The 21,139-nt window shown below is 73.8% G+C and carries 19 protein-coding genes; 11 read left to right on the forward strand and 8 right to left on the reverse strand.

Annotated elements, in window-relative coordinates:
- Position 1 precedes the first annotated feature (1 nt).
- Complete coding sequence (locus tag IF30_RS0116285) at positions 2 to 1,360, forward strand: DUF2252 domain-containing protein (RefSeq protein ID WP_030238175.1); 1,359 nt, start codon at positions 2 to 4, stop codon at positions 1,358 to 1,360.
- A gap of 330 nt (positions 1,361 to 1,690) precedes the next feature.
- On the opposite strand, the gene IF30_RS0116290 is transcribed toward IF30_RS0116285, so the two are convergent.
- The gene (locus IF30_RS0116290; protein WP_030238178.1) at positions 1,691 to 2,878 is read right to left on the reverse strand and encodes a Cmx/CmrA family chloramphenicol efflux MFS transporter; all 1,188 of its coding nucleotides are present in this window, start codon (positions 2,876 to 2,878) and stop codon (positions 1,691 to 1,693) included.
- 341 nt (positions 2,879 to 3,219) lie between these two features.
- Between IF30_RS0116290 and IF30_RS41570 the strand changes: the two genes are divergently transcribed.
- The 4 genes from IF30_RS41570 to IF30_RS0116310 all read left to right on the forward strand — a co-directional run bounded on the left by IF30_RS41570 (position 3,220) and on the right by IF30_RS0116310 (position 5,162).
- Complete coding sequence (locus tag IF30_RS41570; RefSeq protein ID WP_199807873.1) at positions 3,220 to 3,441, forward strand: hypothetical protein; 222 nt, start codon at positions 3,220 to 3,222, stop codon at positions 3,439 to 3,441.
- 148 nt (positions 3,442 to 3,589) lie between these two features.
- Positions 3,590 to 3,739: a hypothetical protein gene (locus tag IF30_RS48670; protein WP_199807874.1), complete on the forward strand. Its 150-nt coding sequence runs from the start codon at positions 3,590 to 3,592 to the stop codon at positions 3,737 to 3,739.
- A gap of 69 nt (positions 3,740 to 3,808) precedes the next feature.
- The gene (locus tag IF30_RS0116305; protein WP_030238180.1) at positions 3,809 to 4,729 is read left to right on the forward strand and encodes a DUF6891 domain-containing protein; all 921 of its coding nucleotides are present in this window, start codon (positions 3,809 to 3,811) and stop codon (positions 4,727 to 4,729) included.
- 79 nt (positions 4,730 to 4,808) lie between these two features.
- Entirely contained in the window at positions 4,809 to 5,162 is a 354-nt protein-coding gene (locus IF30_RS0116310) for a hypothetical protein (RefSeq protein WP_030238182.1), read from the forward strand.
- A gap of 325 nt (positions 5,163 to 5,487) precedes the next feature.
- Here the strand turns inward: IF30_RS0116310 and IF30_RS0116315 are convergent, their stop codons facing one another.
- Entirely contained in the window at positions 5,488 to 6,414 is a 927-nt protein-coding gene (locus tag IF30_RS0116315) for a diacylglycerol kinase (RefSeq protein ID WP_051710401.1), read from the reverse strand.
- Positions 6,411 to 7,979: an FAD-binding oxidoreductase gene (locus IF30_RS0116320; RefSeq protein WP_030238185.1), complete on the reverse strand. Its 1,569-nt coding sequence runs from the start codon at positions 7,977 to 7,979 to the stop codon at positions 6,411 to 6,413. The genes IF30_RS0116315 and IF30_RS0116320 overlap by 4 nt, the downstream gene beginning before the upstream one ends.
- Positions 7,980 to 8,053: 74 nt before the next feature.
- On the opposite strand from IF30_RS0116320, the gene IF30_RS0116325 reads away from it, so the two are divergent.
- A complete protein-coding gene (locus tag IF30_RS0116325; RefSeq protein WP_030238187.1) occupies positions 8,054 to 8,701 on the forward strand; it encodes a TetR/AcrR family transcriptional regulator in 648 nt (215 codons plus the stop codon).
- A complete protein-coding gene (locus IF30_RS0116330; RefSeq protein ID WP_030238190.1) occupies positions 8,698 to 10,257 on the forward strand; it encodes a glycerol-3-phosphate dehydrogenase/oxidase in 1,560 nt (519 codons plus the stop codon). The genes IF30_RS0116325 and IF30_RS0116330 overlap by 4 nt, the downstream gene beginning before the upstream one ends.
- A gap of 202 nt (positions 10,258 to 10,459) precedes the next feature.
- On the opposite strand, the gene IF30_RS41575 is transcribed toward IF30_RS0116330, so the two are convergent.
- Complete coding sequence (locus tag IF30_RS41575) at positions 10,460 to 10,753, reverse strand: hypothetical protein (protein WP_037900146.1); 294 nt, start codon at positions 10,751 to 10,753, stop codon at positions 10,460 to 10,462.
- Between the two features lie 309 nt (positions 10,754 to 11,062).
- On the opposite strand from IF30_RS41575, the gene IF30_RS0116340 reads away from it, so the two are divergent.
- A complete protein-coding gene (locus IF30_RS0116340) occupies positions 11,063 to 11,638 on the forward strand; it encodes a TerD family protein (RefSeq protein WP_030238195.1) in 576 nt (191 codons plus the stop codon).
- Positions 11,639 to 11,793: 155 nt separating this feature from the next.
- Here IF30_RS0116340 and IF30_RS0116345 read toward each other — a convergent pair whose 3' ends face one another.
- Positions 11,794 to 13,029, reverse strand: a complete 1,236-nt coding sequence (locus IF30_RS0116345) for an FAD-dependent monooxygenase (RefSeq protein WP_234322718.1) — start codon at positions 13,027 to 13,029, stop codon at positions 11,794 to 11,796.
- A 326-nt stretch (positions 13,030 to 13,355) separates the two neighbouring features.
- Between IF30_RS0116345 and IF30_RS0116350 the strand changes: the two genes are divergently transcribed.
- The 3 genes from IF30_RS0116350 to IF30_RS0116360 all read left to right on the forward strand — a co-directional run bounded on the left by IF30_RS0116350 (position 13,356) and on the right by IF30_RS0116360 (position 17,213).
- Positions 13,356 to 15,398, forward strand: a complete 2,043-nt coding sequence (locus tag IF30_RS0116350) for an NADPH-dependent 2,4-dienoyl-CoA reductase (RefSeq protein ID WP_030238200.1) — start codon at positions 13,356 to 13,358, stop codon at positions 15,396 to 15,398.
- A 111-nt stretch (positions 15,399 to 15,509) separates the two neighbouring features.
- Positions 15,510 to 16,076 carry a PadR family transcriptional regulator gene (locus tag IF30_RS0116355; RefSeq protein WP_030238203.1) on the forward strand — a complete coding sequence of 189 codons (567 nt, stop codon included), beginning with the start codon at positions 15,510 to 15,512 and terminating at the stop codon, positions 16,074 to 16,076.
- A 402-nt stretch (positions 16,077 to 16,478) separates the two neighbouring features.
- Positions 16,479 to 17,213: a hypothetical protein gene (locus tag IF30_RS0116360; RefSeq protein WP_158835195.1), complete on the forward strand. Its 735-nt coding sequence runs from the start codon at positions 16,479 to 16,481 to the stop codon at positions 17,211 to 17,213.
- A gap of 197 nt (positions 17,214 to 17,410) precedes the next feature.
- Here IF30_RS0116360 and IF30_RS0116365 read toward each other — a convergent pair whose 3' ends face one another.
- From IF30_RS0116365 to IF30_RS0116375, 3 genes are all read right to left on the reverse strand, one after another.
- The gene (locus IF30_RS0116365) at positions 17,411 to 18,655 is read right to left on the reverse strand and encodes an alpha/beta hydrolase family protein (protein WP_030238207.1); all 1,245 of its coding nucleotides are present in this window, start codon (positions 18,653 to 18,655) and stop codon (positions 17,411 to 17,413) included.
- 396 nt (positions 18,656 to 19,051) lie between these two features.
- Positions 19,052 to 20,005 carry a phosphatidylinositol-specific phospholipase C gene (locus IF30_RS0116370; RefSeq protein ID WP_030238209.1) on the reverse strand — a complete coding sequence of 318 codons (954 nt, stop codon included), beginning with the start codon at positions 20,003 to 20,005 and terminating at the stop codon, positions 19,052 to 19,054.
- Positions 20,006 to 20,445: 440 nt separating this feature from the next.
- Positions 20,446 to 20,973, reverse strand: coding sequence for a peptidylprolyl isomerase (locus IF30_RS0116375; RefSeq protein WP_030238212.1), 528 nt, complete (start codon positions 20,971 to 20,973; stop codon positions 20,446 to 20,448).
- Between the last annotated feature and the right edge of the window lie 166 nt (positions 20,974 to 21,139).

Consider the following 21,139-nt stretch of genomic DNA (forward strand, 5'->3'; position numbering starts at 1 on the left):
CATGACCACCCCCGCCGAACGCCGCCGACGCGGCCGCGCCGCCCGGGACCGCGTCTCCCGCGCCGACCACGGCCGGTGGATCCCCGCCGCCGACCGGCCCGAACCGCTCGGCGTGCTGGAACGGCAGGGCGAGGACCGGGTCGCCCGACTGCTGCCGATCCGCTACGGACGGATGGCCGACAGCCCGTTCGCCTACCTGCGCGGCGCCGCCGCCGTGATGGCGGCCGACCTCGGGTCCGCCCCCGACACCGGCCTCATCGTCCAACTCTGCGGCGACGCACACCTGTTGAACTTCGGCGTGTACGCCTCGCCGGAGCGCGCACTGCTCTTCGACGTGAACGACTTCGACGAGACCTACCCCGGCCCGTTCGAGTGGGACGTCAAGCGCCTCGCCGCCAGCGTCGCCGTCGCCGCCCGCGACAACGGCCAGGACGAGCAGCACGCGCGCCGTGCCGCCCGGTCGGCCGTCGAGGGGTACGCCGCGGCGATGCGCCGACTGGCGGGGATGGGCGAACTCGAAGCCTGGTACACCCGGGTGGACACCGCCGACCTGCTGCCACTGCTGCGCAAGCCCCGCCAGCGCAAGCGCGCCGCCGCCGAGTTCGCGCGCGCCCGGCGCCGCACCAGCCTGCAGGCGTTCGGCAAGCTCACCGAGGAACGGGACGGGCGTCGGCGGATCATCAGCGCGCCACCGCTGATCGAGCCGGCCAAGCCGTCCGAACTACGAGCCCTCGGCAAGGTGTTCAGCGACTACCGGGCCACCCTGGCCGAGGACCGCCGGGTGCTGCTCGACCGCTACCGCTTCGTCGACGCCTCGACCAAGGTGGTCGGCGTCGGCAGCGTCGGCACCCGCTGCTACATCCTCCTGCTGGAGGGCCGGGACCCCGGCGACCCGCTGTTCCTCCAACTCAAGGAAGCCGGACGGTCGGTGCTCGAGGACCACCTGCCGCCCCTCCGGGTGGACGCCGAGATCGCCGGCCACCACGGCGGCCGCCGGGTGGTCACCGGCCAGCACCTCATGCAGGCCGCCAGCGACATCTTCCTCGGCTGGACCACCGGCCCCGCCGGGCGCCACTTCTACGGCCGCCAGCTGCGCGACATGAAGGGCTCGGTGGAGATCGCCGAGATGAAGCCCGCCGGCCTGCGCGCCTACGCCGACATCTGCGGCCGCACCCTCGCCCGCGCCCACGCCCGCACCGGCGACCGCCTCGCCATCGCGGGCTACCTCGGGAACGCGGACACCTTCGCCGAGGCGGTCGCGGAGTTCGCCGTCCGGTACGCGGATCGGACGGTCGCGGACCATGCGGAGCTGGTGGCGGCGGTCGCGGACGGGCGGGTGGCGGCGACCCGGGGTGTCTGAGGGCGCGGCGCGGCTCCACCACCGCCCCGCCCGCCCGCCCGGATGCTCGTCGACGAGGCCTTCACGCTCGTCGACTCCCCGGTCTTCCGTTCCGGATGCGCCGGGGACACCGCCGCACCGGCTGCCGCCCCTGGCGCGCAAGCCGGCCGTGCTCGGGCACTTCGCGGTCCACCTCCTGCGCCTGGCCGGGGCGCAGGAGGGGATCGCGGCAGAAGCACATCCAGGGGCCCGGCCGGCCGTGGGCGGGCTCGCGAGCCGGTTCGCGGACCAGCCCACGTCTCGGGTCCGTGGGCCGGTCCCACGGGTCGGATTGGCGGGTCGGTCCACGGGTCAGTTCGCGGGCCGGTTCCTGTGCCGGGTCGCGGCGATCGGCAGGGCGAGCGCGACGAGGAGTCCGCTGGCGTGGAACGGACCCAGGCTCCCGGCCGCCGTGCCGAGCGTGGCCGCGGCGAACAGCGGGCCCGCGGCGGCACCGAGGTTGAGGGCGGTGGTCGCGTAGGCCCCCGCCATGGTGGGCGCTCCGGCCGCCTCATGCAGCACCCGGGTGATCAGAGTGCTGCCGACGGCGAACGACAGCGCGCCCAACAGGAACACCAGGGGGAGCAGGGCGCCCGGTTCGCCCGCGAGGACGGCCAGCACCGGCCAGCCCGCCGCCAACAGCGGGCCGCCGACGGCGAGGACCACGCCGGGCCGCCGGTCCGCCAGCCGCCCCGCGGCGGTCACACCGGCGAACGACCCGGCCCCGAACAGCACCAGGACGACGGGCACCCAGAGCGCGCCGAGCCCGGCGGTACCGGTCACCACGGGCGCGAGGAAGGTGAAGCCGCCGAAGGTCGCCGCGTTCACCAGCGCGGCCAGCAGCACCACCCGGAGCAACGACGGGCGGCGCAGCTGCCGCAGTTCGGCACGCAGGTCCGGGCCGCGCGGCTCGTCCGCCGCCTGGCCGGAGGCGGTGGGGGCGGCAGGGCCGGCCGGGGCGGCGGCAAGGCCACGGGCGAGGCCGACGGCGGCGGCCAGGCAGAGTGCCGCGACGGCCCAGAACGCGGCCCGCCACCCGAACAGCGCGCCGAGGACCGAGCCGCCTGGCACCCCGGCGACCGTCGCCGCCGTCGTCCCGGACAACAGCACGGCGAGCGCCCGTCCCATGCGGTCCGCCGGGACCAGCGCGGCGGCCATGGTCAGCGCCACGGCGAGGAACCCGGCATTGGCGAGCGCGGCGACCACCCGGGTCGCCAGCAGCAGTGGGAAGCTCGCGGACACGGCTCCCACGGCATGCGCCACCGCGAACACCAGGAGGAACCCGAGCAGCGTGCTGCGCCCCGGGCGGCGACGGGCCGAGGCAGCCGTCAGCGGAGCGCCCACGGCCATGCCGATCGCGAAGGCCGAGGTGAGGGCCCCCGCCGTACCGACGGTGACGCCGAGACCGGCGGCGAGGTCCGGCAGGAGGCCGGCGAGCATGAACTCCGAGGCGCCCATGGCGAACACGGCCAGGGCGAGCAGATAGAGCGGAAGGGGCATCGAAAGCTCCGGGAGCGAGGAGAAGCAACGAGGAACGGCGTCTCGTCACCGCATTCAGCCCCCGAGGGCGCACGCGGGAGTGGCGCACGCACGCAGAGCGGCGCACGCACGCGCAGCGGCCGCTCACGCGCGGCGGCGCTCACGCGGCTGTGCGCGCGAGCGCGGACGCGAGCGGAGCTCAGCGCCTCAACGGGTGCAGGGGTGCAGGGGGCTGACGGGGTGACCGAAAGCCCCCACCCTGGATGCCTCAGGGCTCGACATGGTCCGTACGCTACCCGACGGGCGGTCACTGCGGCACCGGGATTTTCCGGCAACGGCATGGTCGGCAACAGGACTTCCGGTTGCCCGCCAGGCCGCGGGTGCCATTGGGCCTGAGCCACGCCTCGGTGGCCCGCTTCGAGACGGCGATCGAGCGGCGCGGGTACGGCCGGCCGGCCGTCGAGGTACGGCAGAGCGGGGAGTTCGTCGGCTTCGTCGGCCTGGCCGACGTCGAGGAGGCGGCCTCGGCCTCCCCGAGACCCTGGCCGTCACCACGGCTGCCGACCTGCGCTCCCAGCCGGTGATGCGCCGCCTCGGCACGACCCGCGATCCCGCGGAGGACTTCGACGACCCCGCCGCCCCGCCGCCCCGTCGGCCCTGCCCCGTCGCAACGTCGTCTTGCGGCTGCACCGGGAGGACCGCCAGCCGTAGCGTTCCCACCCGTTCCGGGGGGTGGCCGGCCATGTCCGCGGCACCACCGGCAGCACCGGCACCACCGACACCACCACCGACACCACCGACACCACCGGTACCACCGGCACCACCGGCGTCGCCCGAGAGCCCGCGCTTCCACGGCAGGACAGCCGAAGCGCCGGTCAGTAGCCGGGCCACGACCGCCGAGGCCCGGCCGGAACCTCTCGGTGTGTCAGTGGCGTGTGCAAGGGTGGCCCCATGCTGGCGATCACGGTGCAGACGAACGACGGGGTGCGGCGATCCCGGCCGGGCGCGGACGAGTTGGCGGGGCTGGTCCGGCGCATCGGCGCGGACGACGACCGCTTCCTCGTGGTGGAGCGGATACCTGACCTGCCGGACGTGTACATCCAGGTGTGGCACGCCGACGGCGGGGACTACACGCTGGAGCACCGCGACGGTTCCGCCGAGCGGCACTTCGAGGTGCGGCTGGGCGGCCCGGAGCCGGTGGCCGAGGCGATGACGGCGTGGGCGCGCGGCGCGTCGGGGTGGGGTGACGGCCTGGACTGGAAGCGCCTCGACATGGGCCAGGCTCCGGAGCCGGTGCCGCCGCTGGAGCTGGACGCGGCCGAGCGGCGGGAGTTGGAGGACCGGCTGCGGCTGACCCTGGCCTGCGGCTACGTCGACCGGGCCGGGCTCGCCGAGCAGGCCGAGGAGTTCCTGGTGTCGGACGGCCGCCGTCCGCTCTCGCGTCCCCAGGCCGAGCAACTCGCCGACCAGCTCTGGCTGGAGCGCGTCGGTGAGCAGACCGGATGGATCGGCGAGACGGACCCGGAGCGCCTCGCCCGGGCCTTCGCAGAACTGGAGGCGAGCGGCATCACGGCCCGGGAGGACTTCACCTGCTGCCGTTCCTGCGGCGAGTCCGAGATCGGGGCCGCCGGCGCCCCGGACGCCCGCGGCTTCGTCTACTTCCACTCCCAGTGCACGGAGTCCGCGGCTGCCGGCCGCGGCCTCTCCCTCCTCTACGGCGGTTTCGACGGCTCCCCGTCGACCACCACCGCCATCGGCCAGGAGGTGGTCACCGCCCTCGCCGCCGCCGGTCTGCCGACGGTCTGGAACGGCGATCCGTCGCACGTGATCGAGATACGTCCCCTGCTCTGGCGTCGTCGTCTGAGCGGGTGAGCGGCGCCCCCGACCGCCTTACAGTGCAGTCCGATGAGGGGCACACGGCGGACGCCGCCCCACGGAACGGGGGAGCAGCATGCTGCAGCGGGGGCAGGTGCCGCGGAGCAACGCACGCGAGTTGTGGGGGGCGTTGCCGAGGACCGTACGGCGGGAGCTGATCGCGGCGGCCCGGCGGGGCCGTGGCTGGGACGACCGCCGGGTGGCGGCGGTGGCGGTCGGCTGGGCCTGGCAGGTGTTGGGCACCCCGGAGGGGCGCCGACGACCGGGCCTCGGCGAGCGGCTGCGCTACGTGCTCGCCGCTGTCCTGAGCACCGGCCCGGGCGCGACCGCGGGCGTCGACGTCCTCGACGGATCTCCGGACCACGACGCCAACCCGCTGGTCCGGCACTGGGCCCGGCAGGTCGAGGCGGCGAACCCGGTACGACGGTGAGGAGGATCGGGCGCGAGGAACAAGCAAGAGATGCCCGGCGGTGGGCGGAGGACGTCCGGGCAGAGCAGGCAGCCGGAGCAGGCAGCCGGAGCCGGTGGCTGGAGCCGATCGTGGGGGTGGGGCGCCGGGCACGGAGCCGGTGGCGGTCGGTGGGTGCGGAGCCGGGTGCGGCGGCGGGTCGAGTGGATGAGCGGTGCTCATCGGACGGCGACGGCGATGAGCGCGGTTCATGCCGACGGTTTCGCCGTCGGCCGCCCCTGGCGTCCGACGGCGGGGGTCCGGAGCCACCGCACGCTTCGGCGGCCCGGACCGTGGCGCCGGTGTTTCAGGGCACCAGGAGGTGGAGGGCGTGCCGTTCCACGGAGACTTCCACCGGCAGGGGGGTGATGAACTCGCCGTCGGCGTAGGCGGTGATGCCCGGGGACTCGATGCGCAGGGACTCGGTGCGCAGGGTGGTGACTTCCGGGCGGGTGGTGTGGGTGCCCTTGAAGAGGGTGGGGAAGAACCGGGCGACGCGCAGCCGGGGCATGGCGTCGACGAGGGTGACGTCGAGCAGGCCGTCGTCCGGGAGCGCGTCCGGGCACATGAGCATGCCGCCGCCGTAGCTGCGGGTGTTGCCGATGGCGGCGAGGGTGAGGTCGCGGTCGATGACGGTGCCGTCGGCGAGGGTGATCCGGAACGGCAGCGGGCGCAGGTTGGCGAACTCGATGAGGATGGCGAGGTTGTAGCGCGTCCGGCCGCGCGGCCAGCGCAGGCGGTTGGTGCGGTCGCTGACCAGGGAGTCGAAGCCGGTGGCGAGGATGGAGCCGTACCGTCGGACGGCGCCGTCCGGGCCGGTGACGCGCCCGAGGTCGACGGTCCGCACCCGGCCGGCGGCGATGACGTCGGCGGCGGCCTCGGGGGCGCCGAGCGGGAGGCCGTACTCGCGGGCGTGGTCGTTGCCGGTGCCGGCCGGTACGACGCCGAGCGGGACGGGGGTGCCGGCGAGGGCCTGCAGGGCGAGGTTGACCATGCCGTCGCCGCCGACCACGGCCACCGCGTCCACGCCGTCCGCCGCCGCCTCCCGGGCGAGGCGGACGGTGTCCTCGGCGGAGCGTCCGGCGTGCGGTCGGGCGTCGACGCCTAGGGAGCGCAGGCGGGCGACGGCCCGCTGCGCGGCGGGGCCGGAGTGGCCGGCGCCGGCCGCCGGGTTGGTGAGAACGGCGACCCGGCGCACCGTTCTCGGACCGGCCGCCCCATGAGCGCGGCTCATGGGATCAGCTTGCCGGGGTTGAGGATCCCCGCCGGATCGAGTTCGGCCTTGACGGCGCGCAGGATCCGGACGCCCAGGTCGCCGACCTCGTCGGTCATCCAGGGGCGGTGGTCGGCTCCGACGGCGTGGTGGTGGGTGATGGTGCCGCCCGCGCCGACGATGGCCTCTCCGGCGGCGTGCTTGGCGGCGCCCCAGCGGGTGAGCGGGTCCTCGCCGAGGGCGGCGACGACGGTGAAGTAGAGCGAGGCGCCGGTCGGGTAGACGTGCGAGATGTGGCAGAGCACGAGCGCGCCGGGCAGGGCGGCGGTCAGCGCCTCGGTGACGGCGGTGCGCAGGGCCGGCAGTCGCTTCCAACTCGCCGCCGTCTCCAGGGTCTCGCACAGCGCGCCGGCGCTGAGCAGCGAGTCGCGCAGGTAGGGGGCGTTGAACCGGCCGTGTTCCCAGGCCCGGGCGGGGGCTTCGCCGAGCGAGGTGGCGCCGGCTGCGAGCAGCACCTCGCGGGTCGCGCGGTGCCGGTCGGCGACCTGTCGGGCGTCGCCCTCGAAGACGGTGACGGCCAGGCACCCGCTGACCGTCGGGGTGCCGCCGATCTGCTCGGTCATGGCGAGGTTGACCATGGTCTCGGCCTCGTCGGAGAGCCGGATGACGGTCGGACCGGTGCCCCGCTGCTCGACGGCGCGCAGCGCCGCCGTCCCGGTGGCGAAGTCGGGGAAGCTCCACGCCTCGTACGCCTTGGCGGCGGGCAGCGGGTGGACGCGCAGCCGGACGGCGGTGATCACGCCGAGGGTGCCCTCGGAGCCGAGGAAGAGCTGGCGCAGGTCGGGGCCGGCGGCGGAGGCGGGGGCGCGGCCGAGGTCGAGCACCCCGGCGGGAGTGACCACCCGCAGGCCGCGCACCATGTCGTCGAAGCGCCCGTATCCGGCGGAGTCCTGGCCGGAGGAGCGGGTGGCCGCGAAGCCGCCGATGGTGGCGTAGCGGAAGCTCTGCGGGTAGTGGCCGAGTTCCCAGCCGCGTTCGGCGAGCAGGCTCTCGGCGGCGGGGCCGGTGAGGCCGGCGCCGAGGACGGCTTCGCCGGAGGTCTCGTCCAGGTCGAGGAGGCCGTCGAGGCGGCGCAGGTCGAGGGAGACGACGGCGTCGAGGCCGCCGCGGTCGGGGTCGAGGCCGCCGACGACGCTGGTGCCGCCGCCGAACGGGACGACGGCGATGCGGCGTTCGGCGCACACCGCGAGGACGGCGGCGATGTCCTGCTCGCTGCCGGGCAGGACGACGGCGTCGGGTGCGTCCTGCGGTTCGCGGCTGCGGCGGCGCAGCAGGTCGGGGGTGGACTTGCCGCCGGCGCGGGGCAGGCGGTCGGCGTCGGCGGCGCTGACGTGGGCGGCGCCGACGGCGTCGGCGAGCGCGTCGAGGTCCTCGGGGGAGAGCCGGGACGGCCGCAGGACGACTTCGTCGGCGGCGGGCCCGGGGGCGGCGTCGCCGGTGACGCCGAGGGCGGCTGCGAGCAGTCCCTTGATGTCGGCGGACAGTTCCTTGGCGAGGGCCGGGTCGCCCCAGGCGTCCCACTTCATCGGGGGGAGCGGAAGCGCGGCGCCGGCCGGTCCCGCTTGCGTCTCAGGTGCCATGCGTTACAGTTTCACACATCATGTCAAGTAGTAACGCCGAGCCGGCGGCAGCAACCGGGCAGCCCCGCAGCACCGACGACGCGATCCTCGACGCCGCCGCCGACCTGATCGTCCATCTCGGCGTGCGCCGCACGCAGCTGGCCGAGATCGCGCGCCGCGCCGGCGTCAGCCGGCCGACCGTCTACCGGCGCTGGCCGGACGTCCGGGCGGTGATCGGCGCGCTGCTCACCCGGGAGATCCTCGCCACCCTGGAGGACGCCTCCCTGCACGGCGACTCCTCGGGCAGCGTCACCCCGCACGGCGCCCCCCTCGGCGTCCAGGACCGGGAGACCTTCGTGGAACGGGTCGTCGAGGTCGCCGTCCGGCTGCGCGACCACCCGGTACTCGGGGCGCTGCTGCACTCCGACGACTCCGACCTGCTGCTGGAGTACGTGGTCGAACGGCTCGGCGCCAGCCAGCGCGGCCTGCTGGAGGCGCTGCGCACCGGCATCGAGCAGGGCCAGGCGCACGGCTCGATCCGGGCCGGGGAGCCGATCGAGCTGGCCGCCATGGTCCTGCTGATCGCCCAGTCCACCGTCCAGTCGCACCGCATGGTGGCCTCCCTGCTGCCCGAGGCGGCCTGGCGGCGCGAACTGGCCAGAGCGCTGAACGGATACCTCGCACCATGACGACGCGCCCCGTCGGCCCCTTCGCCGGAACGAGCCGCCTCAACGCCCTCCGCCGCACGCTGGAACTCGAAGCGCTCGGCGACGACCCGCACGTCGACCTGCTGGTCGTCGGTGGCGGCGTCACCGGCGCCGGGGTGGCCCTGGACGCCGCCTCGCGCGGCCTGCGCACCGTCCTCGTCGAGTCCCGCGACCTGGCCTTCGGCACCAGCCGGTGGAGCTCCAAGCTGGTGCACGGCGGCCTGCGCTACCTCGCCTCCGGCCGGATCAAGGTGGCCCGGGAGAGCGCGATCGAACGCGGCGTGCTGATGACCCGCACCGCCCCGCACCTGATCCGCGCACTGCCGCAACTGGTGCCGTTGCTCCCGGAGTTGCTGCGCCCCGGACAGGGTGCGCTGATCCGGGCGGGCTTCCACGCCGGCGACGCGCTGCGGATCGGCGCCGGGACGCCGGGCGCGCTGCTGCCCCGGATGCGCCGGATCGGCGCCGCCCGCACCCGGCAACTGGTGCCGGGCGTACGGACCGCCGGTCTGCGGGGCGCCCTGGTCGCGCACGACGGCCAACTCGTCGACGACGCCCGGCTGGTGGTCGCCCTGGCCCGCACGGCCGCGCAGTACGGGGCGAGCGTGCTGACCAGGGTCCGGGCCGAGGCCGTGACCGGCACCTCCGCCCGGCTGGTCGACACCCTGACCGGGCAGGAGATGACCGTACGGGCGGGCGCGGTGGTCAACGCCACCGGCGTCTGGGCGGGCGACGTGGACACCTCGATCACGCTGCGACCCAGCCGGGGCACCCACCTCCTGGTGGACGCCGAGTCCCTGGGAAACCCGACAGCCGCCCTCACCGTGCCGGTGCCCGGCTCGACCAGCCGCTTCGTCTTCGCCCTGCCGCAACAGCTCGGCCGGGTCGCGATCGGGCTGACCGACGAGGACGCCCCGGGCCCCATCCCGGACGAGCCGCAGCCCACCGAGGCCGAGCTGACCTTCCTCCTCGACACCGTCAACGCCGCCCTCGACACCGCGCTGACCAGGGCGGACGTCCGCGGCGCCCACGCCGGGCTGCGCCCGCTGCTCGACACCGGCGGCGGCAGCACCGCGGACATCTCGCGCGAGCACGCGGTGCTGGAGTCCCCGTCCGGCGTGGTCACCGTGGTCGGCGGCAAGCTCACCACCTACCGCCGGATGGCCGAGGACGCGGTGGACGCCGCCGTCCGGCTGCGCGGCCTGCCCGCCCGGACCTGCTGGACCGCCCGGCTGCCGCTGGTCGGCGCCCCCGGACACCGCGACAGCCGGCCCCTGCCCGGCGCCGGCGCACCCGCCTCGCTGCTCGCCCGACACGGCGGGGCAGCCCACGAAGTGCTGGCCGCGGGGGAGACGGCGCCGGTGGCCGAGGGCCTGGACGTGACGCGCGCCGAGATCGCCTACGCCGTCACCCACGAGGGCGCGCTGGACGCCGCCGACGTGCTCGACCGGCGCACCCGGATCGGGCTGGTCGCGCAGGACGCGGAGCGCGCCAGGGCGGCGGTCGAGGCGATCCTGGCGGAGTGCCAGGAAGGCTGACGGCCCGCGAAGTCGGGCGCGCCGTCCGCTGCGGGTCGGTGGGGTCGGCAGGGGCGGTGGGATCCGCCCGGTTGGTGGGGTCGGCGACCGGCCGGAACCGGTGAGACCGGCCCGACCGCCCGGCGCCCAACCGGCCTGAATCGGCCCGTGGATCGTCTGGCTGCGCCGTCTACCGGCGGCCGAACCGCCCGCACGGTCGGTTTCAGCGGGCCGTCTTCTCCGGCATGACGTGTTCGGCGCCGGCGAGTTCCAGGACGCAGGAGAGCGGGTGCTCGGCCGTGCCGGTGCGGTCCAGGGTGACCGCGAGGGGCCGGGGCGGCACCTCGGCGAGCTGGGCGGCGAGGGACAGCGGGTAGCTGCCGTGCCCGTGGACGCGGTGGAAGGCCAACTCCTTGCCGTCCACCAGCAGCTCGGTCTCGGTGATCCAGCCGGAGCGGACGTTGACGGTCACGGAGTGCCCGGCCTGGTCGACGTGGAAGCTGTACCGCTGGCGCATGGGAACCTCCCGCGAGGGCGCCGCGCCCGGGGGACCGGGAATCGGGGAAGCCACCGCCAGTCTAGGTCCGCCGTCCCGGCCCGGCTCTCCGGCCGGTACGGTGATCGGCAACCGGCGGCCGGGGCGCCGGGCGATCGCCGCCACGGCCGTGCCGCAGGGCTCGACCGACGGGCCGGTGCGATCGGTTCCCGCCGGGGCCTCGGAACCGACCCGGAGAAATTCCAGGGGTGGAGCCCGCCTGCAGACGGATTCTCGTGATCTCTACAGTGTTGTAGATTCCTGTGCAGGGAGAGATCCGAGGAGGGCATTGTGGGAGTTTCGCTGGCCAAGGGCGGCAACGTCTCGCTGAGCAAGGAGGCGCCCGGTCTGAGCGCCGTGATCGTCGGTCTCGGCTGGGACGTGCGCACCACCACCGGGGCCGACTACGACCTGGACGCCAGTGCGCTGCTGTGCAACGCGCTCGGCAAGGTGATCTCGGACCAGCACTTCGTCTTCTTCAACAACCTTCGCAGCCCGGACGGTTCGGTCGAGCACAGCGGCGACAACCTGACCGGTGGCGGCGACGGCGACGACGAGCAGATCAAGGTCGACCTGGACCGGGTGCCAGCCGACGTGGCCAAGGTCGTGTTCCCGGTGTCGATCTACGACGCCGACGCCCGGCTGCAGAACTTCGGCCAGGTCCGCAACGCGTTCATCCGGATCGTCAACCAGGCCAACGGCCAGGAGATCGCGCGCTACGACCTGACCGAGGACGCCTCGACCGAGACGGCGATGGTCTTCGGCGAGCTGTACCGCAACGGTGCCGAATGGAAGTTCCGCGCCATCGGCCAGGGCTACGCCTCGGGCCTGCGCGGCATCGCGACGGACTACGGCGTCAACGTCTGATCACCGACGGCGGCCACTGACGCCTGCCCGGGCTGAATGCCGACGCCTGTGCGTGCCGTCCGCTGAGCGCGCGCGTCCGAGTGCGGCGTCCGGGCGCGGGCGTTCGACGGGTGGATGCCGGATCGCCGAGAGCGGTCCGGCAGGGGGTCCGGCGGTCACGGGGACGGCTCCGTCCGGCCGAGCGCGTGGCCGCCGAACCCCCCGCTGCCGGTGAGCTGGTGCTGCCACCAGGCGGTCATCGCCGGCCCGTCCATGGCGGACCAGTCCGGCGCGTCGGTCACCTGTGCCCGGCCGAGTGTCCGGCCCAGGTCCACCAACTCCCGCCCGACCGCGCTCCGTTCGCGGTCGTACGAGGCCAGTAGCGCCGGCCAGGACCCGCCTGCGCGCCCCGCCTGCTCGAAGGCGTGGGCGTCCTGCAGGGCCTTCACCGCGCCGCTCGTGTTGTGCGGGCGTACGACCGTGGCCGCGTCGCCGCCGAGGAGGAGCCGTCCGGCGGTGCGGCGCGGGGTCGCCAGGTCGTAGACGGGTTGCAGGAAAGTCCGTTCGCGCGGGGTCAGCGTGACCAGCCCGGCCCAGTACGGCGGCAGGTGCCGATCGGCGAGCTGCCGCAGCCCGTCCAGCTGTCCGGCGGTGAGGGCGCCGGCCGGGATGCCGGTCGGGCCGTCCGGGCGCAGCCAGGCCGGGGTGGGCGCGTAGAAGACCCAGTTCACCTGGGTGCTGCCGGGGGCGAGCCCGGGGATGCGGTAGATCACCACCTGGCCGCCCCGGTAGCAGACGGTGATGCACTCCTCCTCGGGCCAGACCGCCGCCCCGCCCGGCAGGTCCGCCAGCAGCGCGGCGTCGTAGCTGCCGCGCCAGCACACGTACCCGGCGAACTCGGGGGCGGCCTGCGGGCAGACGGCGGCGCGCACCACCGAGCGGTAGCCGTCGGCGCCGATCACCAGGTCGTGCGTGTGGCGGACGCCGTCGGCCTCCTCGACCCAGGCGCCCTCGGCGTCGCCGCCGACCGCGGTGACGGTCGCGCCCAGCCGGAACTCGACCTGTTCGGGCGCCCGCTCGCGCAGCGCCTGCCAGAGCACCGCCCAGTGGTGGGAGTGGAACGGGAAAGGCTGACCCCAGAGCGCCCGCCCGCGCCCGTCCCGGCCGTCGCCCTCGCCGACCGGCCCCCGGGTGACCCAGCGGCGGATGGTCAGGCGGTGGCGGCGGGTGTCCTCGGCGAGGTGCCCGGCGCGGACCAGCTCGTCGAAACGGTCGTTGTGAGTGCAGATCCCCACGCCGCGGTCCTCCAGGCGGCCTGGGCTGCGCTCCAACACCACGACCCGTTCCGCGCCCAGCCGGGCGGCGGCCCCGGCGAACGCGCTCCCGGCGATGCTGCCCCCGACCACGGCCACCGAGCCACCCCGCACAGCCGCCCCCTCTCCCGAGCCTGCGATTGCCGAGCCCGCCGTTCCCGCGCCCGTGACCCGTGCGTCCGTGAGCCGTGCGTCTGTGGCGTGCTGCGTGTCGGTGACGTGCATGCCTGTGACGTGCGTGTCGGTGACGTGCTTGTCGGTGGCGCCCGGGCTTGCGATGTCCGGGACACGACGATACGCGGCTCGCCCCTTGCCCGTGCCCCGTTCGGACAGCCTCGGCCATTGTGCAACTAGTTGCATAGCGTTCGGGCCGTCCCCTACTCTGCGGTAACAACGACATCCAGCCCGCGCCCCAGGAGACGTCGATGAGTGCCACCCCCGGCAACAGCCGCTACCCCCACCTGCTCAGCCCGCTCGACCTCGGCTTCACCACCCTGCCCAACCGCGTGATCATGGGCTCGATGCACGTCGGCCTGGAGGAAGCCCCCGGCGGGTACGAGCGGATGGCCGCGTTCTACGCCGAGCGCGCCCGCGGCGGCGTCGGCCTGATCGTCACCGGCGGCATCGCCCCCAACGAGGCCGGGCGCCCCTGGGAGGGCGGCGCGATGCTGACCACCGAGGAGGAGGCCGACAAGCACCGGGTGGTCACCGACGCGGTGCACACCGCCGGCGGGAAGATCGCCCTGCAGATCCTCCACTTCGGCCGCTACGCCTACCACCGCGACCTGGTCGCCCCCAGCGCCCTCCAGGCCCCGATCAGCCCCTTCGTGCCCAACGAACTCACCGCCGAGCAGGTCGAGCAGACCATCGAGGACTTCGCCCGCTGCGCCGAACTCGCCCGCCACGCCGGGTACGACGGCGTCGAGATCATGGGCTCCGAGGGCTACCTGATCAACGAGTTCATCGTCGCCGCGACCAACCACCGCGAGGACGAGTGGGGCGGCCCGTACGAGCGGCGGATGCGCTTCCCGGTGGAGATCGTCCGCCGGGTCCGCGAACGGGTCGGCGAGGACTTCATCATCGTCTACCGACTCTCCATGCTCGACCTGGTACCCGGCGGCTCCACCCTGGACGAGGTGGTCCGGCTCGCCCAAGCCGTCGAGGCCGCGGGCGCCACCATCATCAACAGCGGCATCGGCTGGCACGAGGCCCGCATCCCGACCATCGCCACCTCGGTGCCACGCGGCGCCTTCGCCTGGGTGACCAAGAAGGTCATGGGCAAGGTCGGCATCCCGCTGGTCACCACCAACCGCATCAACACCCCCGAGATCGCCGAGAGCCTGCTCGCCGAGGGCAACGCGGACCTGGTCTCGATGGCCCGCCCGCTGCTCGCCGACCCCGCCTTCGTCGCCAAGGCACGCGACGACCGCGCCGACGCCATCAACACCTGCATCGGCTGCAACCAGGCCTGCCTGGACCACACCTTCAACCTCCAGATCACCTCCTGCCTGGTCAACCCGCGCGCCTGCCACGAGACCGAACTCGTCCTCGCGCCGACCAAGATGCGCAAGCGCGTCGGCGTCGTCGGAGCCGGGCCGGCCGGCCTCGCCTTCGCGGTCTCCGCCGCCGAATGCGGACACGACGTCACGCTCTACGACGCCGCCGACGCCGTCGGCGGCCAGCTCGACATCGCCCGGCGCATCCCCGGCAAGGAGGAGTTCGACGAGACGCTGCGCTACTACCGCACCCGGCTCGCCGAGACGGGCGTCACGCTGCGCCTCGGGACCACCGCCACCGCCGACCAACTGGCCGGGGAAGGCTACGACCACATCGTCCTCGCCACCGGCGTCCGCCCGCGAACCCCCACGGACATCCCGGGGATCGACCACCCCAGCGTGCTCGGCTACCTCGACGTGCTGCGCCACGGCGCACCCGTCGGCGAGCGGGTCGCCATCCTCGGCGCGGGCGGCATCGGCTTCGACGTGGCCGAGTTCCTCACCGACCAGGGCGACGAGGCCAGCCTCAACCCCCCGGTGTTCCAGGCGAAGTGGGGCATCGACCCGGAGTACCGCGAGCGAGGCGGCCTGCGCGCCCCCGAGCGGCCGAAGCCCCCGCGCAGCGTCCACCTGCTGCAGCGCAAGACCACCAAGGTCGGTGCCGGGCTCGGCAAGACCACCGGCTGGATCCACCGCACCGAACTCAAGCACCGCGGCGTGGTGATGGTCCCCGGCGTGACGTACGACCTGATCGACGACGCCGGCCTGCACATCACCGTGGACGGCGAGCGGCAGCTACTGCCCGTCGACACCGTGGTGCTCTGCACCGGCCAGGAGCCGCGCCGCGACCTGTACGAGGCGCTGAGCGAGCGCGGTCTGACCGTGCACCTGATCGGTGGGGCCGACGTGGCCGCCGAGCTGGACGCCAAGCGCGCCATCAAGCAGGGCACCGAACTGGCCGCTTCCCTCTGACCTGCTCATCGCTTCCACCTGGCCTGCTCATGGGGGCCGCGGGGCGCAGGTATGCGACCTGCTCATGGGCGCACCCATCCGGCCCGCTCATGCGCCCCTAGGATCGTCGGCATGTCGCTGCCGCACGCCATCCTCACCGCCCTGCTGGAGAAGCCGTCCTCGGGGCTGGAGCTGACCAGGCGGTTCGACAAGTCGATCGGCTTCTTCTGGCCGGCCACCCACCAGCAGATCTACCGCGAGCTGAGCCGGCTGGAGGCCTCCGGACACATCCGGGCCCTCCAGCCGGACGGGCCGGTGCGCGGGCAGAAGAAGGAGTACGAGGTCCTGCCGGAGGGCCGTGCCGAACTGGCCCGCTGGACGGCCGAGGGTGCCGCGCCCCGCGCCGTCCGGGAGCCGCTGCTGTTGCGGCTGCGGTCGGCGGCGGTGGTCGGCGCGGACGGCCTGCCGGCCGAGCTGGAACGCCACCTGGCCCTCCACCGTGCGCAGCTGGCCGACTACCTGGAGATCGAGCGGCGGGACTTCCCGGCGGAGAACGCGGGCGGGGAGAACCGGCTCCAGCACGCCGTCCTGCGAGCCGGGATCGGGCTGGAGACCTTCTGGGTGGACTGGCTCGCCGAGACGCTCGACGCGTTGTCGTCCGGTGTCACCGGTGAGACCGGTTCATCGGTTTCGGAATGAGGCCAGCTCACGTACGCCGCGGGGGAACGAACCTGTTCATGACCTCGCCATGAGGCGCGCTCATCTCGCTCCGTCATGAGACCCGCTCATGGTGCGCCCGTATGAGAGTTACTCATGGTGTTTGCCATGAGACCTGCTCATCGCGTTCCGTCATGAGCTTTGCTCATCGCGCGCCGCCATGAGGCCCGCTTATGGTGTGCCCCTGCCCCTGCCCCCGCCCCTGCCCCCGCCCCTGCCCCTGCCCTGGCGCCTGCATGAGGCCTGCTCATGCCCACCGCGTGAGCCCCGCTCGTCCGAGCTACAGGGGGCGTGACCTGCGGAGATTCGGGCCCGCGCGCCTCCACTCGCCCCCGGTGGGACACTGGTGCCTATCCCTGCCCGATCTCTCGACCGGGGGCTTGCATGTCTCTTTCGAGGCCTCTCCACGCCGTTACCGCCGCGGCCGTCGTCGTGGCGGTCGCCCTGGGCCCGGCTCACCTGGCGTCGGCAGCACCCGCCCAGGAGCTGCCCTCCGCCGACCAGCTGAAGTCGGCCCTTCTCACCGCGGCAGACCTCGGCCCGGACTTCACCGAGGCTCCCGCCACCGAGAGCCCGAGCCCGAGCCCGAGTGCCGAACCGACACCGGTCACCGGCTGCGACGCGCTCAGCGCCCTGATCAACATGCACGCCACCCAGCCCGGTCCCGCGAACCCGCGCGCCGAGACCGAACTCGACGGCCCCGACGGCAACCCGATGGTGACCGAGGCCCTCGCCGCCGAGGCACCCGACCGGCTCGCCGCCGACTTCAACACGGCGGCCGACGCCTTCCGGACCTGCCACACCATCACCTTCAACGCGGGCACCGAGGACACGGTGACCTTCACCGTCACCCCCGTCACCCTCGGCGATCGACAGGACGCCCCCGCCGTCCGCCTCGACGGAACCCTGGCCGGCGTCCAGCTCAACGCCTTCATCGGCATCGAGCGCTTCGGCACGGTCGCCATGGCGTTCGGCTACTTCCAGCGCGAGGGCGCCTCGTCCCAGACCGCGTCGATGCAGTACCGCACCGCCGTTGCCAAGGTCGAGCACACCCTGGGCGCCACCGCGGGCAGCACCGCCGCGCCCACCGCCGTCGCCACCCAGGGCATGCAGGCCTGAGTCGACTGCGCCGGTCACCAGGTCCGGCCGGCGCCCGCCGGTGGGACCCGGTGCCCGGCGCAGTCGGCGCTCGGCCGGCGGCGGCCGCACCCCCGTCGCGGCCGCCCGTCCATCGGTCCCACGGCGCATGACGTACGGCGCCCAGGTGCGTGGCCCGAGGTGCAAAAGCCCGAGGTGCGAAGCCCGGGGCGTGCGGCCTACGGGTGGAAGACGACCTCAGGGAAGGCCCGCGACGGTCCGTCCAGCAGGTGGCGGCCCCGGTGGCGCAGGTGGAGGTCGAAGAAGGCGAGCGGATAGGCCTGTTGGATGCGGATGCCGCGGTCGGGATCGAGGGTGCCGACCTGGGACTGGATCTGCTGCTCGGTCATGCCGAGCAGCCTTCCCGCCTGCGGGATCAGCGTCATGTTGTCCCCGTACGAGGAGTGGATGGCGCCCGTGGCCTGGACGTCGAGGCGCCAGCCGCGCAGGTGGGTCCAGAACGTCTCGGCGGCGGGGTTGGCGGCCCGGGCCCAGACGGCGGTCATCATCATGAACGGACGGTCGAGGTCGGTGCTGGGCGCGGGGTTGGCGATCATCGGCCCATCGATGGCGAGCCCCGCGCGGATGCGCTGGTCGGCGGCCATGGCGAGGGCGGTGGCGGTGCCGCCCTTGGACCAGCCGAACGCGCCGACGGTGTCCGGGTCGAGGCCGCCGAGCAGGCCGGCCGGGAGGGCCCGCCGGTCGACGTCGGGGTTGCGGCCGGCTGCGAGGTCGTCGACGCAGTCGAGCAGGAAGCGGAGGTCGGCGGCGTAGTCCCTCGGGTACATCGCGACGTTGTCGGCCGGCGTGGAGACGGTCCCGTCGGGGAATTCGGTGAACGCGTCATGGGTGTGGTCGACGGTGACGACGGCGTAGCCGTGGCTGGCGAGCTCCTGGCAGATGACCGTGTGGTCGGCGCGGTGACTGCCCGAGCCGTGCGAGAAGACGACGACGGGCAGCCGGTGGCCGCTCCGGTGGACGGGCGCGCCCTGGTGGCCGGAGGTGAGCGGGCCGAGGGCAGGGTCGAGGGCGAAGCCGACGTCGGCGAGGAAGGCGCGCAGGGCGCCGTCGGCCATCCACGGCGCGAGCGGGTAGGCGGTGGCATCGGCACTCCGGGCCGGGTACCAGACGGTGGCCATCAGCTCCCGGTACCGGCCGGCTCCGGCGACCGGGTCGGGGCGTGAATCGTCGCGCAGGTGGAGTGGCACCATGCCCACGGGGCAGGGCCCGGTGGGCGCGGGGAGGATCAGCCGGGAGGGGACAGGGGCGGAGCCGGTGGGTGCGGCCGGACTTCCGGAAGGGCCGGGCGCGCCCCAGGCGGTGTCGGAGAGGCCGAGCGGCACGGCGGTGCCCACGGCCAGAGCGGCGCCCAACATGCGGCGGCGCGTCAGTCCGGTGCGGCTTGCGAACGGCGTGGTGTCCATGCCCGGAACGCTGTCACGCGGGGCTGGTGGGCGGCATCGGCCCGCCGACTGATCCTCCGTCACCGGGCATTGGTCCACGGGTTTACATCCCCGGGCTGATGCGCGCGGCAGGCGCGGACCGTACGCCCGGTGGTGGTGCGGTGGTGCGGTGGTGCGGTGGTGCGGCGGTGGGGGCGGCTCGACGGCGCTGCGAGGCGGTGCCTGCGGCGCGTTGCCCACGCGGCCTGACCGGGACGTTGCCGTTGAGCGCCGAGGGAGTGGGCAGTCGGAGGTTTCGACTTCCCACCCCCCGGGGCGATCCGCTGATCGCAGGTCCGCAGGTCAGCTGATCGCAGGTCCGCTGAGGCTCGGCAGCGGCGGGGGCGGCGACAGCGGCGGAGGCCGGCCGGACAGCTCCTAGACGAAGTTCTTGTCGATCAGCATCTGCAGCACGTTGACGTGGAAGTCCGGGAAGTCCATCGGCACGATGCCGAACCTGGCGCGCTGCTGGGTGCGGGCGTTCAGGTACGGGTAGATGGCGTGGTCCATGAGGTCCTGGGAACTGCTCTTCGGCCAGTAGCCGCCGGCGTAGCTGAGGAAGTTGACGAACATCTTCGGGTAGTCCGGATTGAGGAACGCCTTGTCGAACTGGGCGACGATGTACTGCCCCTTCTTGCCCAGCGGGTCGCTGCCGCTGATCTCCCAGGCGTCCTGGGTGTCGAAGTAGGCGTTCTGGCCGCTGGACCAGTCGATCAGGCCCCACGGGTTGGCGAAGTCGGCGATCAGGACGATCTTCCCGCGCGCGGTGCCGAGGGTCGGCCAGCCGTAGAAGTGGAACAGGCTCCGGAAGCCCAGTGCGTCGAAGTAGTAGTTGACCCGCCGCATGAACTCGTCGTCGCCGAGTGACTGGCCGCCGGCCCGCTCGTTCCTGAGGCGCATCAGGACGGTCTCGGTCGGGTGCGCCTGCAGGAAGGACCTGCACTGGTTGAGTACGTCCTGGAGCCGGATGTGCTGGTAGTTGTCGGAGTGGTAGATGCCGAGCTCGTTGGGCGCTCCCTGCAAGCCGTTGCAGCGGATGTCGAGGAAGCGGACCCCCTCCTGCAACTGCTGCGGTATGCCCCAGTTCTGGGTGTGCGACCACTCGGTGCCGTAGGCGGGGTTCTCGCAGCACGAGTCGTGGGTGCCCGGGATCGTGAGGCCGAGCAGCGGGATGCTGTTGCTCAGTCGGCCCATCCAACTGTCGGTCGGCAGCCCGCGCGGGGTGGCCCGCGCGGCGGCCCAGGCGGGGGACGGCAGGGCGAGGCCTCCGAGGGCGGCTGCGCCGCCGACTCCCGCGCCCCACTTGAGAAGATCACGACGTGCGATGCCCATGGCGTGGCTCCTTCGGCCTTCCGATCGGCTGGGACTTGCGCTGTCTCTGGTCCGAACGCGGCCTCGGCGTAGGGGGGGTTCACGGCCGGGGCGCCGGGGGTTTGTCCTCGGTCGCCGTCGCCGAGCCGTTCCTCCCGCGGCCGGGGCGCCGGGGGTTTGTCCTCGGTCGCCGCCGCCGAGCCGTTCCTCCCGCGGCCGGGGCTGACATCCACCACCATCGCAGCTGACCGCCCGCCCGCATAAGGTCGCGGCAGCGGGGGAACTCGGCGCTCTGCTCCGCCTGCGGGTCGGCGAGTCCGTCAGGGCGTCCGTCGGCGAGTACGTCCGCCAGTACGTGCGGCGGGCAATTCCGTCGGCTCGCGGCTGATGAGGAGTGGGAAGTCGGACAGGCCGACTTCCCACTCGTTCCCCCGGGTTGGGGCCGAACTGGTCCTCTCCGGTCAGCGGGTCTCGACGACGACCGACTCGATGACGACGTCCGTCACCGGGCGGTCGTTGCCGGGGTTGGTCTCCACCGAGGCGATGGCGTCGACGACCTTCCGGCTGGGCTCGTCGGCGACCTCGCCGAAGATGGTGTGCTTGCCGGTGAGCCAGGTGGTCGGCGAGACGGTGATGAAGAACTGGGAGCCGTTGGTGCCGGGCCCGGCGTTGGCCATCGCCAGGAGGTACGGTTTGGTGAACGCGAGGTCCGGGTGGAACTCGTCCGCGAACGTGTAGCCGGGCCCGCCGGTCCCGTTGCCCAGGGGATCGCCACCCTGGACCATGAAGCCCTCGATGACCCGGTGGAAGACCGTGCCGTCGTAGAGCTTGTCCGTGGTGGCCTCGCCCGTGTCGGGGTCGATCCACTTCCGCTCGCCCGTGGCGAGTTCCACGAAGTTCTGGACGGTCTCCGGGGCGTGGTCGGGCAGCAGCCGGACCGCGATGTCGCCCTTGTTGGTCTTCAGCGTCGCGTACAGCTCGTTCGCCATCGTGAATCCTCCGGCATGTCCTACTCGTATGTCCTACTGGCGCGGCCAGTCTTGCGGCCGTACCGGACCGCCCTGGGGTGACAGCACGGCAGCTCACCCGCATGAGTGATGCGGCGGCGGAACGGGAAGTCGGCCGGTGGACCGCTCGGAGGCCGGCGCAGGGGAC

The sequence above is a fragment of the Streptomyces sp. NRRL S-350 genome (assembly GCF_000719705.1).
Lineage (GTDB): Bacteria > Actinomycetota > Actinomycetes > Streptomycetales > Streptomycetaceae > Kitasatospora.

Excerpts from the sequence above, each read along its gene's own strand:
- IF30_RS0116285 (WP_030238175.1), top strand. The coding sequence starts at position 2 with ATGACCACCCCCGCCGAACGCCGCCGACGCGGCCGCGCCGCCCGGGAC.
- IF30_RS0116320 (WP_030238185.1), bottom strand. The coding sequence starts at position 7,979 with ATGAAGTGGGACGCCTGGGGCGACCCGGCCCTCGCCAAGGAACTGTCC.
- IF30_RS0116310 (WP_030238182.1), top strand. The coding sequence starts at position 4,809 with ATGCTGCAGCGGGGGCAGGTGCCGCGGAGCAACGCACGCGAGTTGTGG.
- IF30_RS0116365 (WP_030238207.1), bottom strand. The coding sequence starts at position 18,655 with ATGGACACCACGCCGTTCGCAAGCCGCACCGGACTGACGCGCCGCCGC.
- IF30_RS0116290 (WP_030238178.1), bottom strand. The coding sequence starts at position 2,878 with ATGCCCCTTCCGCTCTATCTGCTCGCCCTGGCCGTGTTCGCCATGGGC.
- IF30_RS41575 (WP_037900146.1), bottom strand. The coding sequence starts at position 10,753 with ATGCGCCAGCGGTACAGCTTCCACGTCGACCAGGCCGGGCACTCCGTG.
- IF30_RS0116325 (WP_030238187.1), top strand. The coding sequence starts at position 8,054 with ATGTCAAGTAGTAACGCCGAGCCGGCGGCAGCAACCGGGCAGCCCCGC.
- IF30_RS0116305 (WP_030238180.1), top strand. The coding sequence starts at position 3,809 with ATGCTGGCGATCACGGTGCAGACGAACGACGGGGTGCGGCGATCCCGG.
- IF30_RS0116360 (WP_158835195.1), top strand. The coding sequence starts at position 16,479 with ATGTCTCTTTCGAGGCCTCTCCACGCCGTTACCGCCGCGGCCGTCGTC.
- IF30_RS0116355 (WP_030238203.1), top strand. The coding sequence starts at position 15,510 with ATGTCGCTGCCGCACGCCATCCTCACCGCCCTGCTGGAGAAGCCGTCC.
- IF30_RS0116370 (WP_030238209.1), bottom strand. The coding sequence starts at position 20,005 with ATGGGCATCGCACGTCGTGATCTTCTCAAGTGGGGCGCGGGAGTCGGC.
- IF30_RS0116315 (WP_051710401.1), bottom strand. The coding sequence starts at position 6,414 with ATGAGCCGCGCTCATGGGGCGGCCGGTCCGAGAACGGTGCGCCGGGTC.
- IF30_RS0116375 (WP_030238212.1), bottom strand. The coding sequence starts at position 20,973 with ATGGCGAACGAGCTGTACGCGACGCTGAAGACCAACAAGGGCGACATC.
- IF30_RS0116330 (WP_030238190.1), top strand. The coding sequence starts at position 8,698 with ATGACGACGCGCCCCGTCGGCCCCTTCGCCGGAACGAGCCGCCTCAAC.
- IF30_RS0116350 (WP_030238200.1), top strand. The coding sequence starts at position 13,356 with ATGAGTGCCACCCCCGGCAACAGCCGCTACCCCCACCTGCTCAGCCCG.